Origin of the sequence: Salipiger sp. IMCC34102 (assembly GCF_004145405.1) — a bacterium.
In the GTDB taxonomy this organism is placed as follows: domain Bacteria; phylum Pseudomonadota; class Alphaproteobacteria; order Rhodobacterales; family Rhodobacteraceae; genus Loktanella.
This window is the reverse complement of record NZ_SELQ01000007.1, coordinates 71,762-92,792: the sequence shown is the minus strand read 5'-3', so window position 1 is coordinate 92,792 and position 21,031 is coordinate 71,762. Positions and strand designations below refer to the sequence as shown.

General features: G+C 69.9%; 19 protein-coding genes. 15 read left to right on the top strand and 4 right to left on the bottom strand.

Translation table 11 applies throughout. The features are described from left to right. Positions 1–44 precede the first annotated feature (44 nt). Positions 45–911 carry a glutathione S-transferase gene (locus EU805_RS14240; RefSeq protein WP_129764659.1) on the top strand — a complete coding sequence of 289 codons (867 nt, stop codon included), beginning with the start codon at positions 45–47 and terminating at the stop codon, positions 909–911. On the opposite strand, the gene EU805_RS14235 is transcribed toward EU805_RS14240, so the two are convergent. Then, positions 912–1,241 carry a hypothetical protein gene (locus EU805_RS14235; protein ID WP_129764658.1) on the bottom strand — a complete coding sequence of 110 codons (330 nt, stop codon included), beginning with the start codon at positions 1,239–1,241 and terminating at the stop codon, positions 912–914. It abuts the gene before it with no gap. Between the two features lie 196 nt (positions 1,242–1,437). Beyond that, positions 1,438–2,508 (bottom strand): FAD-binding oxidoreductase, encoded by a 1,071-nt coding sequence (locus EU805_RS14230; RefSeq protein WP_129764657.1) that lies wholly within the window; start codon positions 2,506–2,508, stop codon positions 1,438–1,440. A gap of 224 nt (positions 2,509–2,732) precedes the next feature. Here EU805_RS14230 and EU805_RS14225 point away from each other — a divergent pair, with 224 nt between their 5' ends. From EU805_RS14225 to EU805_RS14175, 12 genes are all read left to right on the top strand, one after another. After that, positions 2,733–3,413: a haloacid dehalogenase type II gene (locus tag EU805_RS14225; protein ID WP_129764656.1), complete on the top strand. Its 681-nt coding sequence runs from the start codon at positions 2,733–2,735 to the stop codon at positions 3,411–3,413. Between the two features lie 289 nt (positions 3,414–3,702). Beyond that, positions 3,703–5,277 (top strand): glucan biosynthesis protein, encoded by a 1,575-nt coding sequence (locus tag EU805_RS14220; protein ID WP_242494176.1) that lies wholly within the window; start codon positions 3,703–3,705, stop codon positions 5,275–5,277. After that, positions 5,274–5,414, top strand: a complete 141-nt coding sequence (locus EU805_RS17480; protein ID WP_165351960.1) for a hypothetical protein — start codon at positions 5,274–5,276, stop codon at positions 5,412–5,414. The genes EU805_RS14220 and EU805_RS17480 overlap by 4 nt, the downstream gene beginning before the upstream one ends. Then, positions 5,407–7,179, top strand: a complete 1,773-nt coding sequence (gene mdoH / locus EU805_RS14215) for a glucans biosynthesis glucosyltransferase MdoH (protein WP_129764655.1) — start codon at positions 5,407–5,409, stop codon at positions 7,177–7,179. The genes EU805_RS17480 and mdoH overlap by 8 nt, the downstream gene beginning before the upstream one ends. Beyond that, positions 7,154–8,383, top strand: a complete 1,230-nt coding sequence (locus EU805_RS14210; RefSeq protein WP_129764654.1) for an OpgC family protein — start codon at positions 7,154–7,156, stop codon at positions 8,381–8,383. Before mdoH ends, EU805_RS14210 begins: the two co-directional genes overlap by 26 nt. 162 nt (positions 8,384–8,545) lie before the next feature. Further along, entirely contained in the window at positions 8,546–9,901 is a 1,356-nt protein-coding gene (gene xdhA, locus EU805_RS14205; RefSeq protein ID WP_129764653.1) for a xanthine dehydrogenase small subunit, read from the top strand. Then, positions 9,898–12,309 (top strand): xanthine dehydrogenase molybdopterin binding subunit, encoded by a 2,412-nt coding sequence (gene xdhB / locus EU805_RS14200; protein ID WP_129764652.1) that lies wholly within the window; start codon positions 9,898–9,900, stop codon positions 12,307–12,309. The genes xdhA and xdhB overlap by 4 nt, the downstream gene beginning before the upstream one ends. Beyond that, the gene (gene xdhC, locus EU805_RS14195; RefSeq protein ID WP_129764651.1) at positions 12,306–13,046 is read left to right on the top strand and encodes a xanthine dehydrogenase accessory protein XdhC; all 741 of its coding nucleotides are present in this window, start codon (positions 12,306–12,308) and stop codon (positions 13,044–13,046) included. The genes xdhB and xdhC overlap by 4 nt, the downstream gene beginning before the upstream one ends. Continuing rightward, entirely contained in the window at positions 13,043–14,566 is a 1,524-nt protein-coding gene (locus EU805_RS14190; RefSeq protein WP_129764650.1) for an ABC transporter ATP-binding protein, read from the top strand. The genes xdhC and EU805_RS14190 overlap by 4 nt, the downstream gene beginning before the upstream one ends. Before the next feature lie 147 nt (positions 14,567–14,713). Then, positions 14,714–15,799, top strand: coding sequence for an ABC transporter permease (locus tag EU805_RS14185; protein ID WP_129764649.1), 1,086 nt, complete (start codon positions 14,714–14,716; stop codon positions 15,797–15,799). Beyond that, positions 15,799–16,713 carry an ABC transporter permease gene (locus EU805_RS14180; protein WP_129764648.1) on the top strand — a complete coding sequence of 305 codons (915 nt, stop codon included), beginning with the start codon at positions 15,799–15,801 and terminating at the stop codon, positions 16,711–16,713. The genes EU805_RS14185 and EU805_RS14180 overlap by 1 nt, the downstream gene beginning before the upstream one ends. A 24-nt stretch (positions 16,714–16,737) precedes the next feature. Beyond that, positions 16,738–17,814 carry a BMP family ABC transporter substrate-binding protein gene (locus EU805_RS14175; RefSeq protein WP_129764647.1) on the top strand — a complete coding sequence of 359 codons (1,077 nt, stop codon included), beginning with the start codon at positions 16,738–16,740 and terminating at the stop codon, positions 17,812–17,814. A gap of 98 nt (positions 17,815–17,912) precedes the next feature. Here EU805_RS14175 and EU805_RS14170 read toward each other — a convergent pair whose 3' ends face one another. Continuing rightward, positions 17,913–18,434 (bottom strand): hypothetical protein, encoded by a 522-nt coding sequence (locus EU805_RS14170; RefSeq protein ID WP_129764646.1) that lies wholly within the window; start codon positions 18,432–18,434, stop codon positions 17,913–17,915. A gap of 167 nt (positions 18,435–18,601) precedes the next feature. Then, positions 18,602–19,546 carry an aspartate carbamoyltransferase catalytic subunit gene (locus EU805_RS14165; RefSeq protein WP_129764645.1) on the bottom strand — a complete coding sequence of 315 codons (945 nt, stop codon included), beginning with the start codon at positions 19,544–19,546 and terminating at the stop codon, positions 18,602–18,604. A 146-nt stretch (positions 19,547–19,692) separates the two neighbouring features. Here EU805_RS14165 and EU805_RS14160 point away from each other — a divergent pair, with 146 nt between their 5' ends. Both EU805_RS14160 and moaB read left to right on the top strand, forming a co-directional pair. Beyond that, positions 19,693–20,469 (top strand): uracil-DNA glycosylase, encoded by a 777-nt coding sequence (locus EU805_RS14160; RefSeq protein WP_129764644.1) that lies wholly within the window; start codon positions 19,693–19,695, stop codon positions 20,467–20,469. Next, positions 20,466–21,008 (top strand): molybdenum cofactor biosynthesis protein B, encoded by a 543-nt coding sequence (gene moaB, locus EU805_RS14155; protein ID WP_129764643.1) that lies wholly within the window; start codon positions 20,466–20,468, stop codon positions 21,006–21,008. The genes EU805_RS14160 and moaB overlap by 4 nt, the downstream gene beginning before the upstream one ends. Positions 21,009–21,031: the final 23 nt, after the last annotated feature.

Below are 21,031 nucleotides of genomic sequence, written 5' to 3'. Positions count from 1 at the left end.
CAAGGCCGCGGCCCCGGAGTAGGGTTGCGCAAAAGGAGAGGCCCGTGCCCTACGATCTGTTCATCGGTGACCGCAGCTTTTCCAGCTGGTCCCTGCGCGGCTGGCTGATGCTGGAGGCCTTCGGCCTGCCGTACCGGACGCACATGGTGGGACTCTACGACGGGACGATGGCGCGGGACCTGGCCGATCTCGCCCCCGCCCGGACGGTGCCGGTCCTGCGGACGGACGCCGGCCACGTGATCATCGACAGCCTTGCCATGGCCGAAACGCTGGCGGAGGCGCATCCCGACGCGGGCCTCTGGCCCACCGACCCCGGCGCACGGGCGCTGGCACGGTCGCTGGTGGCCGAGATGCACGCGAGCTTCGGCGCATTGCGCAGCGACTGCCCGATGATGCTGACCCACGCCTGGGAGGGGTTCGCCCCGAGCGATGCCGTCCGCGCGGACCTCGCCCGGATCGAGACGCTCTGGTCGCTGGCGCGCAGCCGTCACGGGGCAGGCGGCCCCTGGCTTTTCGGGGCCTACTCGTTGGCGGATGTCTTCTTTGCGCCGGTGGCGCTGCGGATCGCGACCTACGGCCTGCCGGTGGGCGCGGCGGCGCAGGACTACGTGGCGGCGCATCTGGCCGATCCCGCGATCCGGCGCTGGCGGGCCATGGGCCTCATGAAACATTACGACCCGACGCCCTACGCGCTTCCTCTGCCGAAGGCCCCCTGGCCCGGGCCGTCCCCGCGCGCCGCGACGGCGGTGGAGGCAGGTGTCCCCGAGAACGCGACTTGCCCCTATTCCGGCAAGCCGGTCACGCACCTGTTGAAGATGGAAGGCCGCACCTTCGGGTTCTGCAACCCGGGCTGTCGCGACAAGACCGTCCTCGACCCCGAGGCCTGGCCCGCCTTCATGGCGCTCGTCTGACTACTTTCGGTCCCGCCTGCGGGCGCGGAACAGCTCGGCCCGGCGGCGCAGGCGGATGATCGCGGCGGCGACCGGGCGGCGCAGGCGCGGCACGTCGACGGCAAGCAACAGAAGGCCCAGCGGGATCATCCAAAGGCCGAAGACGGGCAAAATCGCGAGCAGTCCGCCCGCGATGAAGAACACCCCCACGGGCACACGTACCAGCGCCCACCCGGGCCGGCTGAGCCGGTGAACCATGCCGCCGATCCGCGGATGCCGCCGCCGCACCCAGGAAAACTGTCGGTCCAGCCGTTGCAATTCCTGCGTCAGACGCCGGGGCCGGGGGCTCATGACGGGTGATCCCCGCGCTGGGCGGGACGACTCGAAGGGTGGGCGTGGGGCATGCGGGCGGGGTCTTTCGGAAGGTCTTTTGAACCATCGACATAGGGTCGATTCGGTGCCGGGAGAATAGGCGCGCGGTCGCCCTTCGGCGAATTTCGCCGCGACTCGCGGAATGTGCCTTCGGGGGCTGCCCGCGCCGATGCGCTCAGCTTCGCAGGCGCGCGGGGGAGAGGGCTGCGGCGACGCGCTCCCCGATCTGGGGTGCGCGCTCCAGCACGACGTCGGCCACGTGACGCCCCGCCGCGGGCGAGGATTGCACGCCGTAGCCCCCCTGGCCCGCGCACCAGACGAAGGACGGCTCCGCCCCGTCGCGGCCCAGCACCAGCGATCGGTCCGGCGCGAAGGTCCGCAGACCTGCCCAGGTGGCAATGGGGCGGGTGACCTCCACGGTGACGGCCTCCTGGTAGCGGGCGAGCCCTTCGGCCAGCACCATGTCGTCGGCCCAGGCGTCCATCGGCTCGACCGGGTCCTCCTCCGCCGGGGAGACCAGCAGCGCGCCCGCGTCGGGCTTGGCATACCAGCTTTCCCCCGGACCGAAGAGCATCGGCCAGCCGCGCAGATCATGCCCGCCGGGGGCCGCCAGCCGCGCCATCGAGCGGCGCAGCGGTTGCAGGCCCAGCGGCGCCACCCCCGCAAGCACGGCGATCCGGTCGGCCCAGGCGCCGGCCGCGTTCACCAGCGTGCGGGCCTCGATCTCGCCCGCGGGGGTCGTGACGCGCCAGCCGGCGCGGTCGCGCACGATGGCCGTGACCTCCGCCGAGGTGCGGATGTCCCCGCCGTGCCGACGCAGGGTCTTCGCGTAGGTCTGCATCAGAAGATCGGTGTCGATGTCCTGCGCGCGGTCGAAATAGGCGGCTTGGGTGATCGCCGCGGACAGGATCGGCACGCGGGCGCGGGCCTCGTCCATGTCGATCCGCATGAGCTGCATGTCGTCCGCGTCGGCGGCGAATTGGTCCGCCTCGTGCGCCTGGCCCACGATCATCAACCCGCGCGGGCTGAGCACGCCCATGTCGCGGTGGGCCGCGAAGCTCGCCTCGTTCAGGGCGCGCGTGGTTGGCTTGCCGTAGTTCTGCTCGAACAAGGCCGCCGACCGGCCCGAACTGTGATAGCCCGTGTGCGGTTCGCGCTCCAGCAGGGTGACCTGCGCGTGCGGCGCGATCTGGGCCGCGGCGGAAAGCCCCGCGACACCGCCGCCTATGATCAGGACGTCGGTCATCGCGTCTGCCTCCGCCCGGCGCCGGGCGCGGCGTCGAAAGTCGTGCGCGGGGCGTGCGTTGCCCTGTCGACGCGTCGGGGGCGGACGGTCCGGCGCTGCGACCGGGTGGCGTCGAGAGGGGACGGTGTGCTCATGCGGACAGCAGACCCGATCGCGGGGGCCTCCGCAACATCGCTTGTCGCGGGCGCGTCGCGGCTTAGCTCATGCGGCAAGGGAGTCCCACCATGACCGACCGTGCCGATATCCTCGTCTTCGACGTCAACGAGACGCTGCTCGACTTGACGACGCTCGATCCGCTGTTCGAACGGCTCTTCGGTGGGGGACGGGCGCGGGCGCTGTGGTTTTCGCAGATGATCCTCTATTCCAACGCGGCCACGCTGGCGGGTGCCTACGCGGCCTTCCCCGATCTGGCCAAGGGCGCGCTGCGGATGATGGGCGAGACGGAAGGCGTGGCCATCTCGGACGCCGATACCGAGGAGCTCTTGCACCTGATCACGCACATGCCCGCCTGCGCGGACGCAGTGCCTGCGCTGACGCGCCTGCGCGCGGCCGGGGTGCGGATGGTGACGCTGACCAATTCACCACCCGCCGAGAGCCCGACCCCGATGGAACGGGCCGGCATCGCGGAGTTCTTCGAGGCGCATTACAGCGTGGCCGACGTCCGCCGCTTCAAGCCCGCACCCGAATGCTACCAGCTTGTCTGCGACCATCTGCAGGTCGCGCCGGCCCGGTTGTGCCTCGTGGCGGCCCACCTGTGGGACACGCTGGGCATGCAGGCGCTGGGCGGCGAGGGGGCGTTCATCACCCGCCCCGGCAACGCGCTTTTCCCCTCGGGTGCCGTGGCGAAACCGACCTACATCGCCCCGGACCTGGGCGTGTTCGCGGACGCGTGGCTTTCGCGCTGACGACCGGAGTGGCAGGGGCCAGGTGATCCTGCCGCCCCTTTGGACATCGGTCCCGAAGATCGGGGCCCGGTCCGGAATTTTCCGTGTGTGCAGGTGACCTTGCGACGGCTCTGGACGATGCCGCAGCGCCGCAGTAAAGGCCGCGTCAGACCAGGATCCGTGTGGGTGGATCGCCGCCGATGCCTGGCGCCGAAAGATGCGAGAACCCGCCAAAGTTGCGGTCGCATCTGGACATTCCCGCAAACCCGGCAAATTCTGCGCCGCAGCATACCCTTGGATTCTCTTCGTCATGGCAGTCGTCCCGCCCGTCCCCTTTTCGCGCCGCGCCTTTCTTCTTCTCGGCAGCGCGGCGGCGGCCGTGATGGTCCATGCGCCGGTTGCAAGCGCGCAGGATCGCGAAGGCGCGCCGTTTTCCTTCGATGCGCTGATCGAACGGGCCCGGGCTGCGGCCGCAGCGCCGGACCGGACGCCGGAGGCGCTCGGCGGGCCCTTCGCGAAGCTCGATTACGACACCTATCGCCAGATCCAGTTCAATGAAGAGACCGCGGTCTGGGCGGACCGCTCTTCGGGTCCGGTGGTACATGCCTATCACCCCGGATGGCTCTTCGACGCGACGGTCCGTCTCAACGAGGTCGAGGACGGCCTGGCGCGTCCGCTCGACTTCACCGCCGCGAACTTCGACTACTACGGCGAAGCGGCCGAGCTGATGACCCCCGACATCGCCTTGCCGGGCGTGGCGGGCTTCAAGGTGAACGCGGCGCTCAACGATCCCGACCGGCTGGACGAGGTTCTTTCGTTCCTGGGTGCCAGCTACTTTCGTGCCTTGGGGCAGGGCAACCGCTACGGGCTGAGCGCACGCGGCCTGGCCGTGAACACGGCGACCGGCGGTGAGGAGGAATTCCCCCGGTTCAGCGAGTTCTGGCTGGAACGGGGGCAGCCTGAGGCCGATGCGGTGACGATCCACGCGCTGCTGGAAAGCCAGTCCGTGACGGGGGCCTACCGCTTCGTCGTCACGCCGGGGCAGACCACCACGATCGACGTGACGCTACGCCTGTTCTTCCGGCGCGACATCGACCAGCTGGGGGTGGCGCCGCTCACGTCGATGTTCCTCTTCGGGCCGAACGACGAGGGTCCGTTCGAGGATTACCGCACGCGCGTGCACGACAGCGAGGCGCTCTTGCTACGTAGCGGCGAGACGAGCCTGGTGCGTCCGCTCAACAATCCGCCGCGCCTGGGCAATTCCTACCTCTGGGCGCAATCCCCGCGGGCCTTTGGGCTGATCCAGCGACACCGCCGGTTCGAGGACTACCTGGACGCGGGCGCGCATTACGAGGCGCGTCCCTCGCTGATGGTCGAGCCTTCGGAGGATTGGGGCCGGGGCTCGGTCCGCCTGATCGAGATCCCTTCGGACCTCGAGGCCAACGACAACATCGTCGCCTTCTGGGTGCCCGAACGCGCCTTCAAGGCCGGGGACGCGTGGGGCACATCCTACCGCCTTCACTGGGGGATGTCGCCGCCGACCGCCGATACGTCCCTTGCCCGAATTTCGCGCACACTGGCCGGTTTCGGCGGATTTGCAGGCGTCGAGCCGCTGCGCGACCAGCGAAAATTCGTCATCGACTTCGAAGGGGGCGCCCTGGGGGAACCCGATGCGGCGCACGAAGTTACAGCGCGTACGGTCGTGACGGGCGGGCGCATCGTGGGCGAGGTCCTCGAACGGCTCGACGCAGACCGGGGCAATGCCTGGCGGTTGGTCCTGGACGTGAAGGCCGACCCCGAGGCGATCGTCGAATTGAAGGCGGAACTTGCGTCGGACGACCGTGTCCTGACGGAAACATGGATCTACCAATGGATGACAGAGTGACGGAACTTTCGGGCGCGGCGCAGGGGCCATCTCCCCTGCCGCAGGCGCCGCTGGACATGCCGCGCCAGATGCTCGAACGCAGGCGCAGGCCCTGGCTTGCCAGCCTCCTGGCCCATTTGACGATCAAGAGTGCCTGACCGCGACCGTCACCTCGACGGCGGGACTGTCCGGATCTGCCGGATCCTGGCGATCGGGGCCGCGACGCTTTGCGCCTTGGTGGCCGCGGCGACGCTCGCCCACGCGGGACCGCCGTCGATGGTCGTCTGGGACACCCTGCGGGTCGCGCTGCTCCTGATGACCACCGCCTGGCTGGCCTGGGGGGCGGCGCAGGCCGTTTTGGGATTGCGCGGGCTCGCGCCCTTGAGCATGCCGCCCGCACGCCCCGGCGGCCCGTCCCCCACGGCCATCCTGATCCCGATCTGCAACGAGGACCCCTGGGCCGTGCGCGCGCGGATCGAGGCGATGCGCGCCTCGGTCGCCGACGCGGGGATCGCGCCCGACTTCGTCATCCTCTCGGACACCGCGGGGACGCAGGACGTCACGCGCGAACAGGCCGTCTTCGCGCCGCTCTTCGCGCGGGACGGGCGGGCCGTCGTCTATTACCGCAACCGCAAGGACCGGCACGGCCGCAAGGCCGGCAACGTCGAGGATTTCATCCGCCGGTCCGGTCGGGCCTACGTCCACGTGGTGATCCTGGACGCCGACAGCCTGATGGACGGGCGGACCATCGCCCACCTCATCGCGCGGATGGACGCGGATCCGTCGCTGGGGCTCTTGCAGACCCTGCCCGTCATCGTCGGCGCGCAGTCGATCTTCGGGCGGGCGATGCAGTTCGCGGCCAGCTTCCACTCGGCGGTCTTCTCGCGCGGGTTGGCGCGGCTGCAGGGCGACACCGGACCGTTCTGGGGCCACAACGCGATCGTCCGGGTCGAGGCGCTGTCCCGGTGCTGCGGCCTGCCGGAGCTGCAGGGCTTGCCGCCCTTCGGCGGCACGATCCTGAGCCATGACTACGTCGAGGCGGCCCTGCTGGCCCGCGGCGGCTGGCGGGTGGAGATGGATCCCCGGATCGGCGGGTCCTACGAGGAAGGCCCCGAGAACCTGCTGGCCTTCGCCCGCCGCGACCGCCGCTGGTGCCAGGGCAACCTGCAGCACATGCGCCTGCTCGCCGCCCCCGGCCTGAAGGGATGGAGCCGGTTCGTCTTCGCGCAAGGCATCGCGTCCTACCTCGTGGCGCTGGCCTGGGGGGCCTTCCTGGTCGTGTCCTTCCTGTCGGCGCAGACCGTCGTCGGCCCCGACTACTTTCCCGAACCGCGCCAGCTGTTCCCGGTGTTCCCGGACGACCGCACGCACGAGATCGTGGCGCTGGCGGTGGGGATCGTCGGACTGCTCCTGCTGCCGAAACTCGCGATCCTGATCGAGGCCACGGCCTCGGGCCGCGCGGGGGCGCACGGGGGCTGGGCCCGGTCCGCCCTGTCGGTGCTGGCCGAGACGCTGCTGACGGCGCTGATCGCGCCGGTCATGCTGATGTACCAGACCCGCGCCGTGTTGCAGGTCCTGTCCGGACAGGACGGCGGCTGGCCCGCCACCGCGCGCGGCGAAGGACGGCTGACCTTGGCCGAGGCCTGGCAGGCCGCGTCCTGGGTCACGCTGAGCGGTATCGCCATGGCCGTGCTGACCTTCTGGATGGCGCCCGACCTCGTGCTCTGGCTGCTCCCGGTGGCGCTGCCGATGATCGCGGCCCCGCTGCTGATCGCCGTGACGTCGCGCCCGGGCGCGGGCGGGATCTTCACCGTCCCCGAAGAGATCGCACCTCCCCCCGTCGTCGCGGCCTACCGGACGCTGGCCATGCAGACGACCCCCTTGCGCGCGGTGACCGATGACGAACTCGCCCGCCCGGTCTGAGCCCGCCGCGGCGCCCGTGACGGGCGGTGTGGCGGCGCCTTCCGCGCGGCGCGATCCACGGATCGACGCGTTCCGCGGTCTGGCGCTTGCGATGATCATCGTCACCCACATGCCCGGCAACCCGTGGGAGATCCTGACCGTGCGCAGCATCGGCTTCTCCGACGCGGCGGAGGCGTTCTTCCTGATGTCCGGGGTCGCGGCCGGGATCGCCTATGCCCCCGGCCTTGCGCGCTGGCTGGACGGCTCTGGACGGCTCTGGCCCGCGATGCGGCCGATGTGGAAGCGCAGCTGGACGCTCTACCAGGTGCAGATCCTGCTGACGGTGGTGGCGATCGCGCTGTTCTCGTGGTCGGCGGACACATTCTATCACGGCGCCTTCCGCGAGATGCACAACCTGGCCCGCATCTTCGAGGAGACCCGCGCCGCGCTCGTGGGGCTTGCCACGCTGGGCTACCAGATCGGCTACGTGAACATCCTGCCCGCCTACATCGTGCTGTTGCTGGCGGCCCCCTTCATGATCGCGGCGGGCTTGCGCGCGCCCTGGATCACGCTGGGCGCGAGCCTGGCCCTGTGGTTCGTCGCGGGGGCGTATCGCCTGAACATCCCGGCCCATCCCGGAACGGGCGGGTGGTTCTTCAGCCCGCCGGCCTGGCAGGCGATCTTCCTGATCGGACTGCTGACGGGCATCCGTCTCCGGGCGGGGGCACGGCTCGTGCCCGTCAGCCGGCCGCTCTTCGCCCTGGCGGCGGGGGTCCTGCTGCTGGTGCTGGCCTGGCGCTACTGGCCGGGGCTGGGCCCCGCGCTGAACCACCAGATGGCGCGACTGGGCAACGCGGGTGCGCCCTCAAACATCGTGTCGCATACCAAGACCTACCTGGCCGCGCCGCGCTTCGTGCATGCGCTGGCGCTGGCCTACGTGCTGTCGTGCCTGCCGATCGTCACGCGGCTTTGCGCGGCGCGCGCGGCGGCGCCGCTGCGGCTGTTCGGGCGGCACGGGCTGTTGGTCTTTTCGCTGGGCACGATCCTGGCGCTGGCGGGACAGATCCTGATGGACATCGAGCCGGACAACGCCTGGTTTCCCTGGGTGCTGCCGCTTGCCGCCATCGCGATCTGCTTTCTCGCCGCGGTTCTGGCCGAACAGTCGCGAAAGCTCGTCGCCGCCCCGCGCGAGGCCGGCGCGACAGGCAAGGCGACCGACGGCTGAGCGCCCCCGCGCCGACCTGACCCGTTGGTGCGGTCCGCGGCGACACCGGCGCTCGACCCTTGCAAAACGGGACGTCATCCGGTTTTCTGCGCCGAGGGCCGCGTCTACGCCGCATCGACGCGCCCCGATCCCGGATCATCTGGTACCGCGGCGGACAAACACATGGACATCACCTTTCGCCTCAACGGCGAGGTCGCCCAGGTCGACACCCCGCCCACGCGCACGCTTCTGGACTGGCTGCGCGAAGAGCGCGGACTGACCGGCACCAAGGAAGGCTGCAACGAAGGCGACTGCGGGGCCTGCTCGGTGCTGGTCACGGACGAACACGGCACCCGGACGCTGAACGCCTGCATCCTGTTCATGCCGCAACTGGCGGGCAAGGCGGTGCGCACGGTCGAGGGCCTATCGGCGCCCGACGGCACGCTGCATCCCGTGCAGCAGGCGCTGGTCGACCACCACGGCAGCCAGTGCGGCTTCTGCACGCCCGGCGTGGCCGTGACGATGGCGGCGGGCCACCTTGCGGGACGGACCGATCACGACGACCAGTTGGCGGGCAACCTGTGCCGCTGCACGGGCTACGCCCCCATCGTGCGCGCGGCCAAGGCAGCCGAAGGCACGCCCGTCCCGACGCACATGCGCGACGACACCCCCGTCGAGGCCGAGGCACCTTTCGCCCCGGCGACCGAGGACGCGCTTGCCGAATGGTACGCCGCCCACCCCGAGGGCACGCTGATCGCCGGGGCCACCGACGTCGGGCTTTGGGTCACCAAGCAGTTCCGCGCCCTGGGCGATGTGGCGTTCCTCAACCGCTGCGCCGATTTGCAGCATATCGAGGAGACGGAGGACGCGATCCGCTTCGGCGCCGGCGTCACCATGACCCGCGTGCTGGAGGCGCTGGAGGGGGAATATCCCTCCTACGCGCAGATGGTGCGCCGCTATGGCTCGGTGCAGGTGCGCAACGCCGCGACGATCGGCGGGAATATCGCCAACGGATCTCCCATCGGGGACAATCCGCCCGCGCTCATCGCCCTCGGTGCCACGCTGCACCTGCGCTGCGGCCCGGTGCTGCGTGATCTGCCGCTGGAGGATTTCTTCCTGGCTTACGGCAAGCAGGACCGCGCCCCCGGCGAATTCGTGACCGGCGTCACCATCCCCAAGGGGCGGGGCAACCACCGGGTCTACAAGATATCCAAGCGGTTCGACCAGGATATCTCTGCCGTCTGCGGGGCCTTCGACCTGGAGATCGCGGAGGGTACGATCACGACAGCACGGATCGCCTTCGGCGGCATGGCGGGGGTGCCCGCGCGGGCGGCGAAGGTGGAGGCCGCGTTGACCGGCCAGCCCTGGTCGCGCGAGACGATCGAGGCCGCGCTGCCTTCGATGGAGGCGGATTTCGAGCCGTTGACGGACATGCGCGCCACCTCGGCCTACCGGCTTCAGGCCGCGCGCAACCTGCTGCTGCGCTACCACGCGGATCTGACCGGGACGGATACGGATGTCCGCAAGGTGTCGGCATGAGCGTCGCCAAGCCCCTGCCGCACGATTCGGGTGCGTTGCACGTCACCGGGGCCGCGCGCTACGTCGACGATATTCCCACCCCCGCCAACGCGCTGCACCTGGCCTTCGGCCTGTCCACCATCGCGCGGGGTCGGATCACGGCCATGGACCTCGACGCCGTGCGCGCGGCCCCCGGTGTCAGGGACGTTCTGACCGCGGAGGATCTGCCGAACGGCTGCGACGTCAGCCCCTCGAACCACGACGAGCCGCTGCTGTCGGACGGCACCGTGCACTACGCGGGCCAGCCGGTGTTCCTGGTCGTGGCCACCAGCCACGGCGCCGCACGGCGGGCCGCGGCCCGGGCGAAGCTGAGTTACGACGCGCAGGAGCCGATCCTGACGGTCGAACAGGCGCTCGCCGCCGACAGCCGGTTCGAGGACGGACCCCGCGTCTGGACCAAGGGTGACGTGGATGCGGCGCTCTCGCAGGCGGCGCACCGCATCGAGGGCCGGATCGAGATCGGCGGGCAGGAGCATTTCTACCTCGAAGGGCAGGCCGCGCTGGCCGTGCCCAACGAAGGGGACATGCTGATCCATTCCTCGACCCAGCACCCCACGGAAATCCAGCACAAGGTGGCCGAGGCGCTGGAGGTCCCGATGCACGCCGTAAGGGTCGAGGTCCGGCGCATGGGCGGCGGCTTCGGCGGCAAGGAAAGCCAGGGCAACGCGCTGGCCGTCGCCTGCGCCGTGGTGGCCGCGCGCACGGGATGCCCCGCCCGGATGCGCTACGACCGCGACGACGACATGACGATCACCGGCAAGCGCCACGACTTCCGGGTGGAGTACGACGCGGGCTTCGACGCGGACGGGCGCCTCGTGGGTGTCGACTTCACCCATTACGCACGCTGCGGCTGGGCGATGGACCTGTCCTTGCCCGTGGCCGACCGGGCCATGCTGCACGCCGATAACGCCTACCTGCTGGACGCCTGTCGGATCACCTCTCACCGTCTCAAGACGAACACGCAAAGCGCCACGGCCTTCCGCGGCTTCGGCGGGCCGCAGGGTCTGCTGGGGATCGAGCGGGTGCTGGATCACGCGGCGCGGACGCTGGGCCTCGACCCGGTGGAGGTGCGCCGGATCAACTATTACCGCGGGATGGACGCGCTGGGAGGGGGGCCGTCTGCCCCCCGGCCTGCGGCCCCCCCCGAGAGTTTGCCGGGCCAGATGAAGGACGTCGACGTGGCGTCCCGCGGATCGCAGGTCGAGGCCGACGATCGGCACGCCGTCGATGCGGGTCACGTGAACACCACGCCCTACGGGATGGCGGTGGAGGATTTCATCCTGCACGAGATGACCGAGCGGCTGCTGGAGACATCCGGTTACGCGGCGCGGCGGGCGGAGATCGACGCCTGGAACGCCCGTCAGCCGGTACTGAAGCGGGGGATCGCGTTCTCGCCGGTGAAATTCGGGATCTCGTTCACGCTGACGCACCTCAACCAGGCGGGCGCGCTGGTGCATGTCTACCAGGACGGCTCGATCCACATGAACCACGGCGGGACCGAGATGGGGCAGGGGCTGTTCCAGAAGGTCGCGCAGGTGGCGGCCAGCCGCTTCGGCGTCGGTCGGGACGCGGTGAAGATCACGGCGACGGACACGGGCAAGGTGCCCAACACCTCGGCGACGGCGGCGTCCTCGGGGGCGGATCTGAACGGGATGGCGGTGGCAGACGCCTGCGACACGATCCGCGACCGGATCGCCGCCTGCCTGGCGGAGTTGCACCAGGTCGCGCCCGACACGGTCGTCTTCCGCGACGGCAAGGTGGCCGTGGCCGGGGACGAGATGCCCTTCGCAAAGGCCGCCGCGACCGCCTACCAGAACCGCGTCAGCCTGAGTGCGACGGGGTTCTACAAGACACCGGACCTTGCCTGGGACCGGATCAAGGGGCAGGGGCGGCCGTTCTTCTACTTCGCGCAAGGCTGTGCGGTGACGGAAGTGGTGATCGACACGCTCTCGGGCGAGAACCGCATCCTGCGCACCGATATCCTGCACGACGCGGGCGCGTCCCTGAACCCCGCCATCGACCGCGGCCAGATCGAGGGCGGCTACGTGCAAGGCGCCGGCTGGCTGACCATGGAAGAGCTGGTCTGGGACGACGCCGGACGGCTGAAGACCCATGCGCCCAGCACCTACAAAATCCCGGCCTGTTCGGACCGGCCGCCGGTCTTCAACGTGGACCTGTGGGATCAGCCGAACCCGGCGGCGACGATCTACCGCTCGAAGGCGGTGGGGGAGCCGCCGTTCATGCTGGGCGTCTCGGCCTTCCTGGCGCTGTCGGATGCCTGTGCGGCCAGCGGGCCGAACTGGCCGGACCTGCAGGCGCCCGCCACCTGCGAGGCGATCCTGGCCGCCGTCACCCGGGCGCGCGCGTGAGCGGGATCCGCGTGATCCTGGCACGCACGAGCGGATCCGTGCCGCGCGAGGCGGGCACGCAGATGTGGGTCGGCGCGGACCGGACCGAGGGCACCATCGGTGGCGGCGCGCTGGAATGGCAGGCGATCAAGCGCGCCCGCGCGATGCTGGCGCTAGGGGCGGGCCCCGCGACCGAGACGGTACCGCTTGGTCCGGCGCTGGGGCAGTGCTGCGGCGGGTCGGTCACGCTGGAGTTTGCGCCCGCCGAGGGGCTTGAGCGCGCGCCCGGTGCTCCGCTGTGGATCTGGGGGGCGGGCCACGTCGGACGCGCGCTGGCCCGCGTCATGGCGCCGCTGCCCGAGTGGGACGTGACGCTGATCGATGATGCCGCTGACCGGATGCCGCCGCCGATGGAGCACGTGACGCCCCTGGTGGCCGCCGACATGCCGCGCGCGCTCACCCATGCGCCGGACGACGCGCACCACCTGATCGTCACCTATTCGCATGCCATCGACCTGGACCTGTGCCACGCGATCCTGAGCCGCAGCTTCGCGGGCGCGGGCCTTATTGGATCGGCCACCAAGTGGGCGCGGTTCCGGGGCAGATTGCAGGCGCTGGGGCACGCGCCCGCCCAAATCGCGCGCATCGCCTGTCCCATCGGGGATCCGTCTTTGGGAAAACACCCGCAGGCCATTGCCATCGGGGTCGCCGTCGCGATGATGGCCCGGACCACCCAGCAGGAGACCCGCCGCGCATGACCGAGCCATTGCTGAGCCTGACCGGACTCACCAAGGCCTACCCCGGCGTCGTGGCGAACCGGGACGTCTCGTTCGACATCGCCCCGGGGGAGATCCACGCGCTCCTGGGCGAGAACGGGGCTGGCAAATCCACGCTGGTCAAGACGATCTACGGCCTGGTGAAACCCGACAGCGGCACGATGACGATGAACGGGGCGGCCTTCGCACCCTCCGACCCGGCGGAGGCGCGGCGCGCGGGCGTCGCCATGGTGTTCCAGCACTTCAGCCTGTTCGACGCGCTCACGGTGGCGGAGAACATCGTGCTGGGCATGGACGACCCGCCCAGCCCCCGCGCCATCGCGAGCGAGGTGGCCCGCGTGTCGGAGCTTTACGGCCTGCCGCTCGATCCCGCGCGGATCGTGGGCGACCTCTCCGCCGGAGAACGCCAGCGGGTCGAGATCGTCCGCTGCCTGTTGCAGGACCCCAAGCTTCTGATCATGGACGAGCCCACTTCGGTCCTGACCCCGCAGGAGGTGAAAATCCTCTTCACCACCCTGCGCAAGCTCTCGGCGGAGGGGACCGCGATCCTCTACATCAGTCACAAGCTGGGGGAGATCGAGGCGCTCTGCGAGGCGGCGACCGTGCTGCGGCTGGGCGAGGTGGTGGCGACCTGCGACCCGCGCCGGACCGGACCGCGGGAGATGGCGGAGCTGATGGTGGGGCAGGTGCTGCAAAGCCCGGTGCGCGCCAGCCGCCCCGAGGGGCCGATCCTGCTGGACCTGCGCAAGCTTTCGGCGCCGGCACCGCACCGCTTCGGCACGCCCTTGCGCGACGTGACGCTCCAGGTCCGCGCGGGCGAGGTGCTGGGCATCGGCGGGGTCGCGGGCAACGGCCAGGACGAGCTGGTCGCGGCGCTGTCGGGCGAGATGCCGGTCGATGCGGAGATGATCCGCCTCGACGGCACGCCGATCGGCCGGGCGGGGGTGAACGCGCGCCGCGACCTGGGCCTTCTGTGCGGGCCGGAGGAACGCCTGGGCCACGCCGCGGCCCCCGACATGACCCTGACCGAGAACGCGGCCCTGACGGCCACCACGCGCAAGGGGATGGCGCGGCGGGGCTTCATGCGCTGGCCGCAGGCGCGCGCCTTCGCCGAAGAGGTCATCGCCTCCTTCGACGTGCGCACGCCGGGTCCCGGCAACACGGCGCGGTCGCTGTCCGGCGGCAACCTGCAGAAGTTCGTCATCGGGCGCGAGATCCTGCAAGAGCCGCGCGTGCTGGTGGTCAATCAGCCCACGTGGGGGGTCGACGCCGCGGCCGCCGCCGCGATCCGGCAGGCCCTTCTGAGCCTCGCCGACGATGGGGCGGCGATCGTCGTCATCAGCCAGGACCTCGACGAGTTGATGGAGGTCTCCGACCGGTTCTGCGCATTGGTGGAGGGCCGGTTGAGCGCGTCGCGTCCGGCGCGAGGGCTGAGCGTGCACGACGTCGGCCTGATGCTGGGCGGCGCGCACGACATGGAGGTCGCGCATGTGGCCGAGTGACGGAGCCGGGATGGGACCGACCTATCGCCCGGCGCATCAAGCGGCGGCACATCCTCAGAGTGCGGGACGCCTCGCCGGCGGGGCAAGTATTTTCAATCCAAAGAAGCCTGGTGGGGCGCGGTGGCGCGGCCATCGGAAAGGGGGCGCATGATCGCGCTGGAAAAACGGCCGCAGCCGTCGCGGACCTGGGCCTGGGCGTCGCCGCTTCTGGCGGTTGCGCTGACGATGGTCCTCTCGGGGCTGATGTTCGCCGCCCTCGGCAAGAACCCGGTGGAGGTGATCCGGACGATCTTCTTCGATCCGGTCTTCTCGGAGTTCGCCTGGTATTACCGACCGCAGATCCTGATCAAGGGTGCGCCGCTCGTGCTGATCGCCGTGGGCCTGTCGTTCGGCTTTCGCGCGGGCGTGTGGAACATCGGCGCGGAAGGTCAGTACATCATGGGTGCCATCTGCGGGGCGGGCGTGGCGCTTGCGCTCTACCCGATGGAGGCGCGCTGGCTGATCTTCCCGCTCATGGTGATCGCGGGCGCGCTGGGAGGCTGGGCCTGGGCGATGATCCCGGGGCTCTTGCGCGTGCGTTTCGGCACCAACGAGATCCTGGTGAGCCTGATGCTGGTCTACGTGGCCGAGCAACTTCTGGCCGCGATGGCGCTGGGGGCCATGCGCAACCCCGACGGCATGGGTTTTCCGGGCAGCCGGAACCTTGCGCAATACACCTCTTCTGCGAACCTCGACCTGATCGAAGGCTCGGGGCTGCACTGGGGCGTTGTGGCGGCGCTGATCGCGGTGATCTTCGCCTACGTCGTGCTGTCGCGGCATCTGTTCGGTTTCCACGTGCGGCTGGCGGGTCAGGCCCCGCGGGCCGCGCGTTTCGCGGGGGTCAGTCCCGCGCGGATGATCCTGATGTGCATGGGGCTGTCGGGCGCGCTGGCCGGGGCCGCGGGCCTGTTCGAGGTGGCGGGACCGGCGGGCCAGATCAGCATCGACTTCAACGTGGGCTACGGCTTCACGGCGATCATCGTGGCCTTCCTGGGCCGGCTCAACCCGCTGGGAATCCTCGCGGCGGGCGCGCTGATGGCGCTGACCTACATCGGCGGCGGAATCGCGCAGTCGAGCCTGGGCCTCCCTTCCGCCGCGATCAGCCTGCTGCAGGGCATGCTGCTCTTCACCCTGCTGGCGGTGGACGTGCTGACGCATTATCGCCTGCGGTTCCGCAAAAGGAGCCTTGCCTGATGGATCTGAGTTCGATCAACCCGATCCTGTTGCTGGCCTCGCTGATGGTGGCCGCCACGCCGATCCTGCTCGCCGCCATCGGTGAACTGGTGGCGGAGCGCGCGGGCGTGCTGAACCTCGGGGTCGAGGGGATGATGATCACCGGCGCCGTCGTGGGCTTCATCGTGGCGGTGAACACCGGCAGCCCCTGGCTCGGCTTCGCGGGGGCGGCGGTGGGCGGGGCCGCGCTGAGCCTCGTCTTCGGGGTGCTGACCCAGTACCTTCTGTCGAACCAGGTGGCGACGGGGCTGGCGCTGACACTCTTCGGCCTGGGGCTGAGCGCGCTTCTGGGCCAGGGCTACATCGGGGTGAAGGCGCCGAGTTTCCCCGATCTCGACGTGCCGTTGCTGTCGGACATCCCGGTGATCGGGCCCATCGTCTTCCGGCACGACCCGATGGTCTACCTGGGCCTTTTCATCGTGCTGGGCGTCTGGCTGTTTCTCAACCGAAGCCGCGCGGGGCTGATCCTGCGCGCGGTGGGCGAGAACCACGACGCGGCCCATGCGCTGGGCTATTCCGTGCGTCGGACCCGGATGCTGGCCATCGCCTTCGGCGGGGCCTGCGCGGGCCTGGGGGGTGCCTACCTGAGCCTCGTGCGGGTGCCGCAATGGACCGAGGGCATGACGGCGGGGGCGGGCTGGATCGCGCTGGCGATCGTGGTCTTCGCCAGCTGGCGGCCCGGGCGGCTTGTGCTCGGGGCCTATCTTTTCGGCGGCGTCACCGTATTGCAGCTTAACCTTCAGGCGGCGGGTGTCGCGATCCCGGTCGAGTACCTGTCGATGACGCCCTACCTTGCCACCATCGCCGTTCTGGTCATCATGTCGGCCGGACGCAGCCCGGGCTCGCTGGGCAAGATCTTTCACGCGGCCCGCTAGAGGCCACCCAACAGGAGAGTATCCATGAACCGCAGAACCCTGCTTGCCACCAGCGCCGCCATCCTGGCCTTCGGTGCCCCCGCCATGGCCCAGGACGACCCCACGAAGGTCGGCTTCGTCTACGTCGGACCCGTCGGCGACGGCGGCTGGACCTACGAGCACGACCAAGCCCGCCAGGCCGTCGAGGAGGAATTCGGCGACGCGGTGGAGACCGTCTACGTCGAAAGCGTGCCCGAAGGCCCCGACGCCGAGCGCGTGATGACCGAAATGGCGCTCAACGGCGCGGACCTGATCTTCACCACGTCCTTCGGCTACATGGATCCCACGATGAACGTGGCCGCCAAGTTCCCGGACGTGAAGTTCGAACACGCGACCGGCTACAAGACGGCCGAGAACGTCAGCGCCTACAACGCCCGCTTCTACGAAGGCCGGGCGGTGCAGGGTCACATCGCGGGTCACCTGACGGAAAGCAACGTCATCGGCTACATCGGCTCCTTCCCGATTCCGGAGGTCGTCCAGGGCATCAACGCGGCCTACCTGCACGCCAAGGAAGTGAACCCGGACGTCGAGTTCAAGATCGTCTGGGCCTACACCTGGTTCGACCCCGCGCAGGAGGCCGAGGCCGCCAACGTGCTGATCGAACAGGGCGCGGACGTGATCCTTCAGCACACCGATTCGACCGCGCCGCAAGCTGCAGCCGAGGCGGCGGGCAACGTCTATACCTTCGGTCAGGCCTCGGACATGGCGGAATACGCGCCGATGCCGCGCGTCTCGTCGATCATCGACAACTGGGCACCCTACTACATCGAGCGCGTGGGCGCCGTAATGGACGGCACCTGGGAGACGTCGAACGTCTGGCACGGGATCGACGAGGGCATGGTGGGCATCGGCGAGATCACCGAGGCCGTACCCGCCGAGGTGAAGGCCTCCGCCGAGGATCTGCGCGACCGGATCGCCGACGGCTCCTATCACCCGTTCACCGGGCCGATCAATCGGCAGGACGGGTCCGAATGGCTGGCCGACGGCGAGACGGCAGACGACGAGACCTTGCTGGGCATGAACTTCTACGTCGAGGGCATCGAGGGCGACATCCCCGAATAAACGCGGTCATCCCCGTGGGAAAGGGCGGTCTTCGGGCCGCCCTTTTTGCTATGAGCGCCCGGTTGCGGATACGGATCCGCGTGGGCGCGGGCCTTCGTTCAGGCCGCGATCCAGATCATCACGGCGACAAGGACGAACAGCACCAGAAGTGCTATCGTCGCAACCCGCCCGGAGATGGCGCCATTCGATGGCACAGCCTTGCCGGGGCGGACGTTGCCCTCTGCCGTGGCGCTTGGCAGCGGGCTGGAGGGGACCGCCAGACGCACGGGCTCTCCCACGGTGGTGACGTGGCGCACGCCCTGCACCGGGGTCAGCGTGACCTCGCGCCCCGAGGTGGCACGCGACATCACCAAGATGACCGGTCCGTCGATACCCCGCAGCGCGGCGTTGTCGGCGGCGTCCGCCGGCACGTCGTAGCCCTGGTGCAGGTAGTCCAGCAGGCTCAACCCCGCGAGGTTGCGCGTGTCCACCACGTCCACGAAGTCCATGTTCAGATCTTTCGCGCCCAGCGCGCGGTGAACGGCCTGGGGTTCCGCCTCCATCAGGGACTGCGCCACGGGCGGCGTGAGGGAGAAGATGCGGATCTGGCCGTGGTCGTTGGCCGGGATGGTCAGGGTCATGCGAGGGCCTTGAGCAGGGATTACGGCGTCAACGCAGGCCCGCGGACCGGGTTCCGCAAGAACGTGCCAGTACGGTGCGGCGCGCCGGGATGGCATCGCTGCGTGCGGGGAACGGCAGGGCGCGCCTGGCGGGACGAGGTCCCGGATCGGGTCCGGGGGGCTGTGTTTCAGGCCGCCGCGCGGTCGGCGCGCAGATTCTGCGCCAGCAGGTCCATCGCGGCCATGCGGACGGCGACGCCCATCTCGACCTGGGTCTGGATGACCGAGCGGTTGATGTCGTCGGCGATGGTGCCGTCGATCTCCACCCCGCGGTTCATCGGGCCGGGGTGCATGACGATGGCGTCGGGCTTGGCGTAGGCAAGCTTCTCGGCATCCAGCCCGTAGCGGTGGAAGTATTCGCGTTCCGAGGGAATGAAGCCGCCGTCCATGCGCTCCTTCTGCAGGCGCAGCATCATCACCACGTCGGCACCGTCGAGGCCCGCGCGCATGTCGGTGAAGACCTCGGCCCCGAAGTCGGCGATGCCGCTGGGCATCAAGGTGGGCGGGGCGATGAGACGGATGCGGTTCTCCATCTTGCCCAAGAGCAGGATGTTCGAGCGCGCCACGCGGGAATGCGCGATGTCGCCGCAGATCGCGATCGACAGGCGATGCAGCCGCCCTCTGGCGCGGCGGATCGTCAGCGCGTCCAGAAGCGCCTGCGTGGGGTGCTCGTGCCGCCCGTCGCCCGCGTTCAACACGGCGGCGTTCACCTTCTGCGCCAGCAGGTCCACGGCCCCCGAGGAGGGATGCCGCACCACCAGCAGGTCGGGGTGCATGGCGTTGAGCGTCAGCGCCGTGTCGATCAGCGTCTCTCCCTTCTTCAGGCTAGAGGTCTGCATGCCCATGTTCATCACGTCCGCGCCGAGCCGCTTGCCCGCAAGCTCGAAGCTGGCCTGGGTGCGGGTGGAATTCTCGAAGAACATGTTGATCTGCGTGAGCCCCGCCAGCCTATCGCGGGGGGCGGTGCCGCTGCGGTTGGCCTCGGCGTAGGTGTCGGCGAGGTCGAGGAGCGTGGTGATCTCGTCGGGGGCGAGATGCTCGATCCCCAGCAGGTGGCGGGCGCGGAAGGTCATGGGCGGGCTCCTGTTCTAGGGACGGTTTATAGGGCGGGCGGCGGAGGGGGGCCAGCCCCCCGGCCTACGGCCTCCCCCCGGAGTTTGTATGGCCAGATGAAACTGGGGGACTGCCCTTCGGGGGCGGGGCGGGGTATTCGGGGGACATGGAATCGTATTGGTCGGATCTGGCACTGCTCGACTGGCAGGTGGAACTGGGGGCGGTGGATGCCATCGGCGACGCGCCCGTGGACCGCACGGCGCTAGAGGCGGTGAAGCCCGCGCCGAAGGCGGCAGAGGCGAAGGCGCCGCCGCCGCCCGTAACGACCGAGGCGCTGGACCCCGTGCGATTGGCCCGTGACGCGGCGGCGGCGGCGGCGGACCTGGAGGCGCTGGCGAAGGCGCAGGCGGATTTCGATCTGTGTGAAGTGAAGCGCGGGGCGCGCAATTTCGTCTTCTCGGACGGCACGCCCGGGGCGCGGGTGATGATCCTGGGCGAGGCGCCGGGAGCCAACGAGGACCGGGTCGGCAAGCCCTTCGTGGGCGAGGCGGGCCAGCTTCTGGACCGGATGCTGGCCGCCATCGGGCTGGACCGGGCGGCGCAGGATCCGGGCCAGGGCGTCTACATCACCAACGTGCTGCCGTGGCGGCCCCCGGGCAATGCGACGCCCGGAAAGGCGGATGTCGCGATGATGGTGCCTTTCGTCGAGCGTCACGTCGCACTGGCCGCGCCGGACGTGCTGGTCCTGATGGGCAACACCCCCTGCGGGGCGATGCTGGGCCGTCAGGGCATCACGCGAATGCGCGGAACCTGGGTCGAGGTCCTGGGACGTCCGGCCTTGCCGATGTTCCATCCCGCCTACCTTCTGCGCAACACCGCCGCCAAGCGCGAGGCCTGGGCCGACCTGCTGGCGTTGAAGGCGAAACTGAGGGACATGCCATGAGCACCATCGACGAGACCCGCGAGTTCATCCCGGTGCGCATCGCGATCCTGACGGTCAGCGACACCCGGGGGGCGGACGACGACCGCTCGGGCGACACGCTCGTGGCGCGACTCGAGGCGGCAGGGCATGTGCTTGCCGCCCGCGCGATCCTGCGCGACGACCGGGACGCCATCGCGGGCCAGCTGCGCGACTGGTGCCGGGATCCGGCCGTCGACGTCGTGATCTCGACCGGCGGGACGGGACTGACGGGGCGCGACGTGACCGTCGAGGCGCATCGCGACGTCTACGAGAAGGAGATCGACGCCTTCGGCACCGTCTTCACCCATGTCAGCATGACCAAGATCGGCACAAGTGCGGTGCAGTCGCGGGCCACCGGCGGGGTGGCGATGGGCACCTATCTTTTCGCGCTGCCGGGGTCGACCGGCGCATGCAAGGACGCCTGGGACGAGATCCTGCGCTGGCAGCTCGATTACCGTCACAGGCCCTGCAACTTCGTCGAGATCCTGCCGCGGCTCGACGAGCATCGCCGGCGAAAGTGAACGGCCCCCGGGTTTAATCGCTT

Excerpts from the sequence above, each read along its gene's own strand:
- EU805_RS14235 (WP_129764658.1), bottom strand. The coding sequence starts at position 1,241 with ATGAGCCCCCGGCCCCGGCGTCTGACGCAGGAATTGCAACGGCTGGAC.
- EU805_RS14230 (WP_129764657.1), bottom strand. The coding sequence starts at position 2,508 with ATGACCGACGTCCTGATCATAGGCGGCGGTGTCGCGGGGCTTTCCGCC.
- EU805_RS14225 (WP_129764656.1), top strand. The coding sequence starts at position 2,733 with ATGACCGACCGTGCCGATATCCTCGTCTTCGACGTCAACGAGACGCTG.
- EU805_RS14220 (WP_242494176.1), top strand. The coding sequence starts at position 3,703 with ATGGCAGTCGTCCCGCCCGTCCCCTTTTCGCGCCGCGCCTTTCTTCTT.
- EU805_RS14210 (WP_129764654.1), top strand. The coding sequence starts at position 7,154 with ATGACGAACTCGCCCGCCCGGTCTGAGCCCGCCGCGGCGCCCGTGACG.
- xdhA (WP_129764653.1), top strand. The coding sequence starts at position 8,546 with ATGGACATCACCTTTCGCCTCAACGGCGAGGTCGCCCAGGTCGACACC.
- xdhB (WP_129764652.1), top strand. The coding sequence starts at position 9,898 with ATGAGCGTCGCCAAGCCCCTGCCGCACGATTCGGGTGCGTTGCACGTC.
- EU805_RS14190 (WP_129764650.1), top strand. The coding sequence starts at position 13,043 with ATGACCGAGCCATTGCTGAGCCTGACCGGACTCACCAAGGCCTACCCC.
- EU805_RS14185 (WP_129764649.1), top strand. The coding sequence starts at position 14,714 with ATGATCGCGCTGGAAAAACGGCCGCAGCCGTCGCGGACCTGGGCCTGG.
- EU805_RS14180 (WP_129764648.1), top strand. The coding sequence starts at position 15,799 with ATGGATCTGAGTTCGATCAACCCGATCCTGTTGCTGGCCTCGCTGATG.
- EU805_RS14175 (WP_129764647.1), top strand. The coding sequence starts at position 16,738 with ATGAACCGCAGAACCCTGCTTGCCACCAGCGCCGCCATCCTGGCCTTC.
- EU805_RS14170 (WP_129764646.1), bottom strand. The coding sequence starts at position 18,434 with ATGACCCTGACCATCCCGGCCAACGACCACGGCCAGATCCGCATCTTC.
- EU805_RS14165 (WP_129764645.1), bottom strand. The coding sequence starts at position 19,546 with ATGACCTTCCGCGCCCGCCACCTGCTGGGGATCGAGCATCTCGCCCCC.
- EU805_RS14160 (WP_129764644.1), top strand. The coding sequence starts at position 19,693 with ATGGAATCGTATTGGTCGGATCTGGCACTGCTCGACTGGCAGGTGGAA.
- moaB (WP_129764643.1), top strand. The coding sequence starts at position 20,466 with ATGAGCACCATCGACGAGACCCGCGAGTTCATCCCGGTGCGCATCGCG.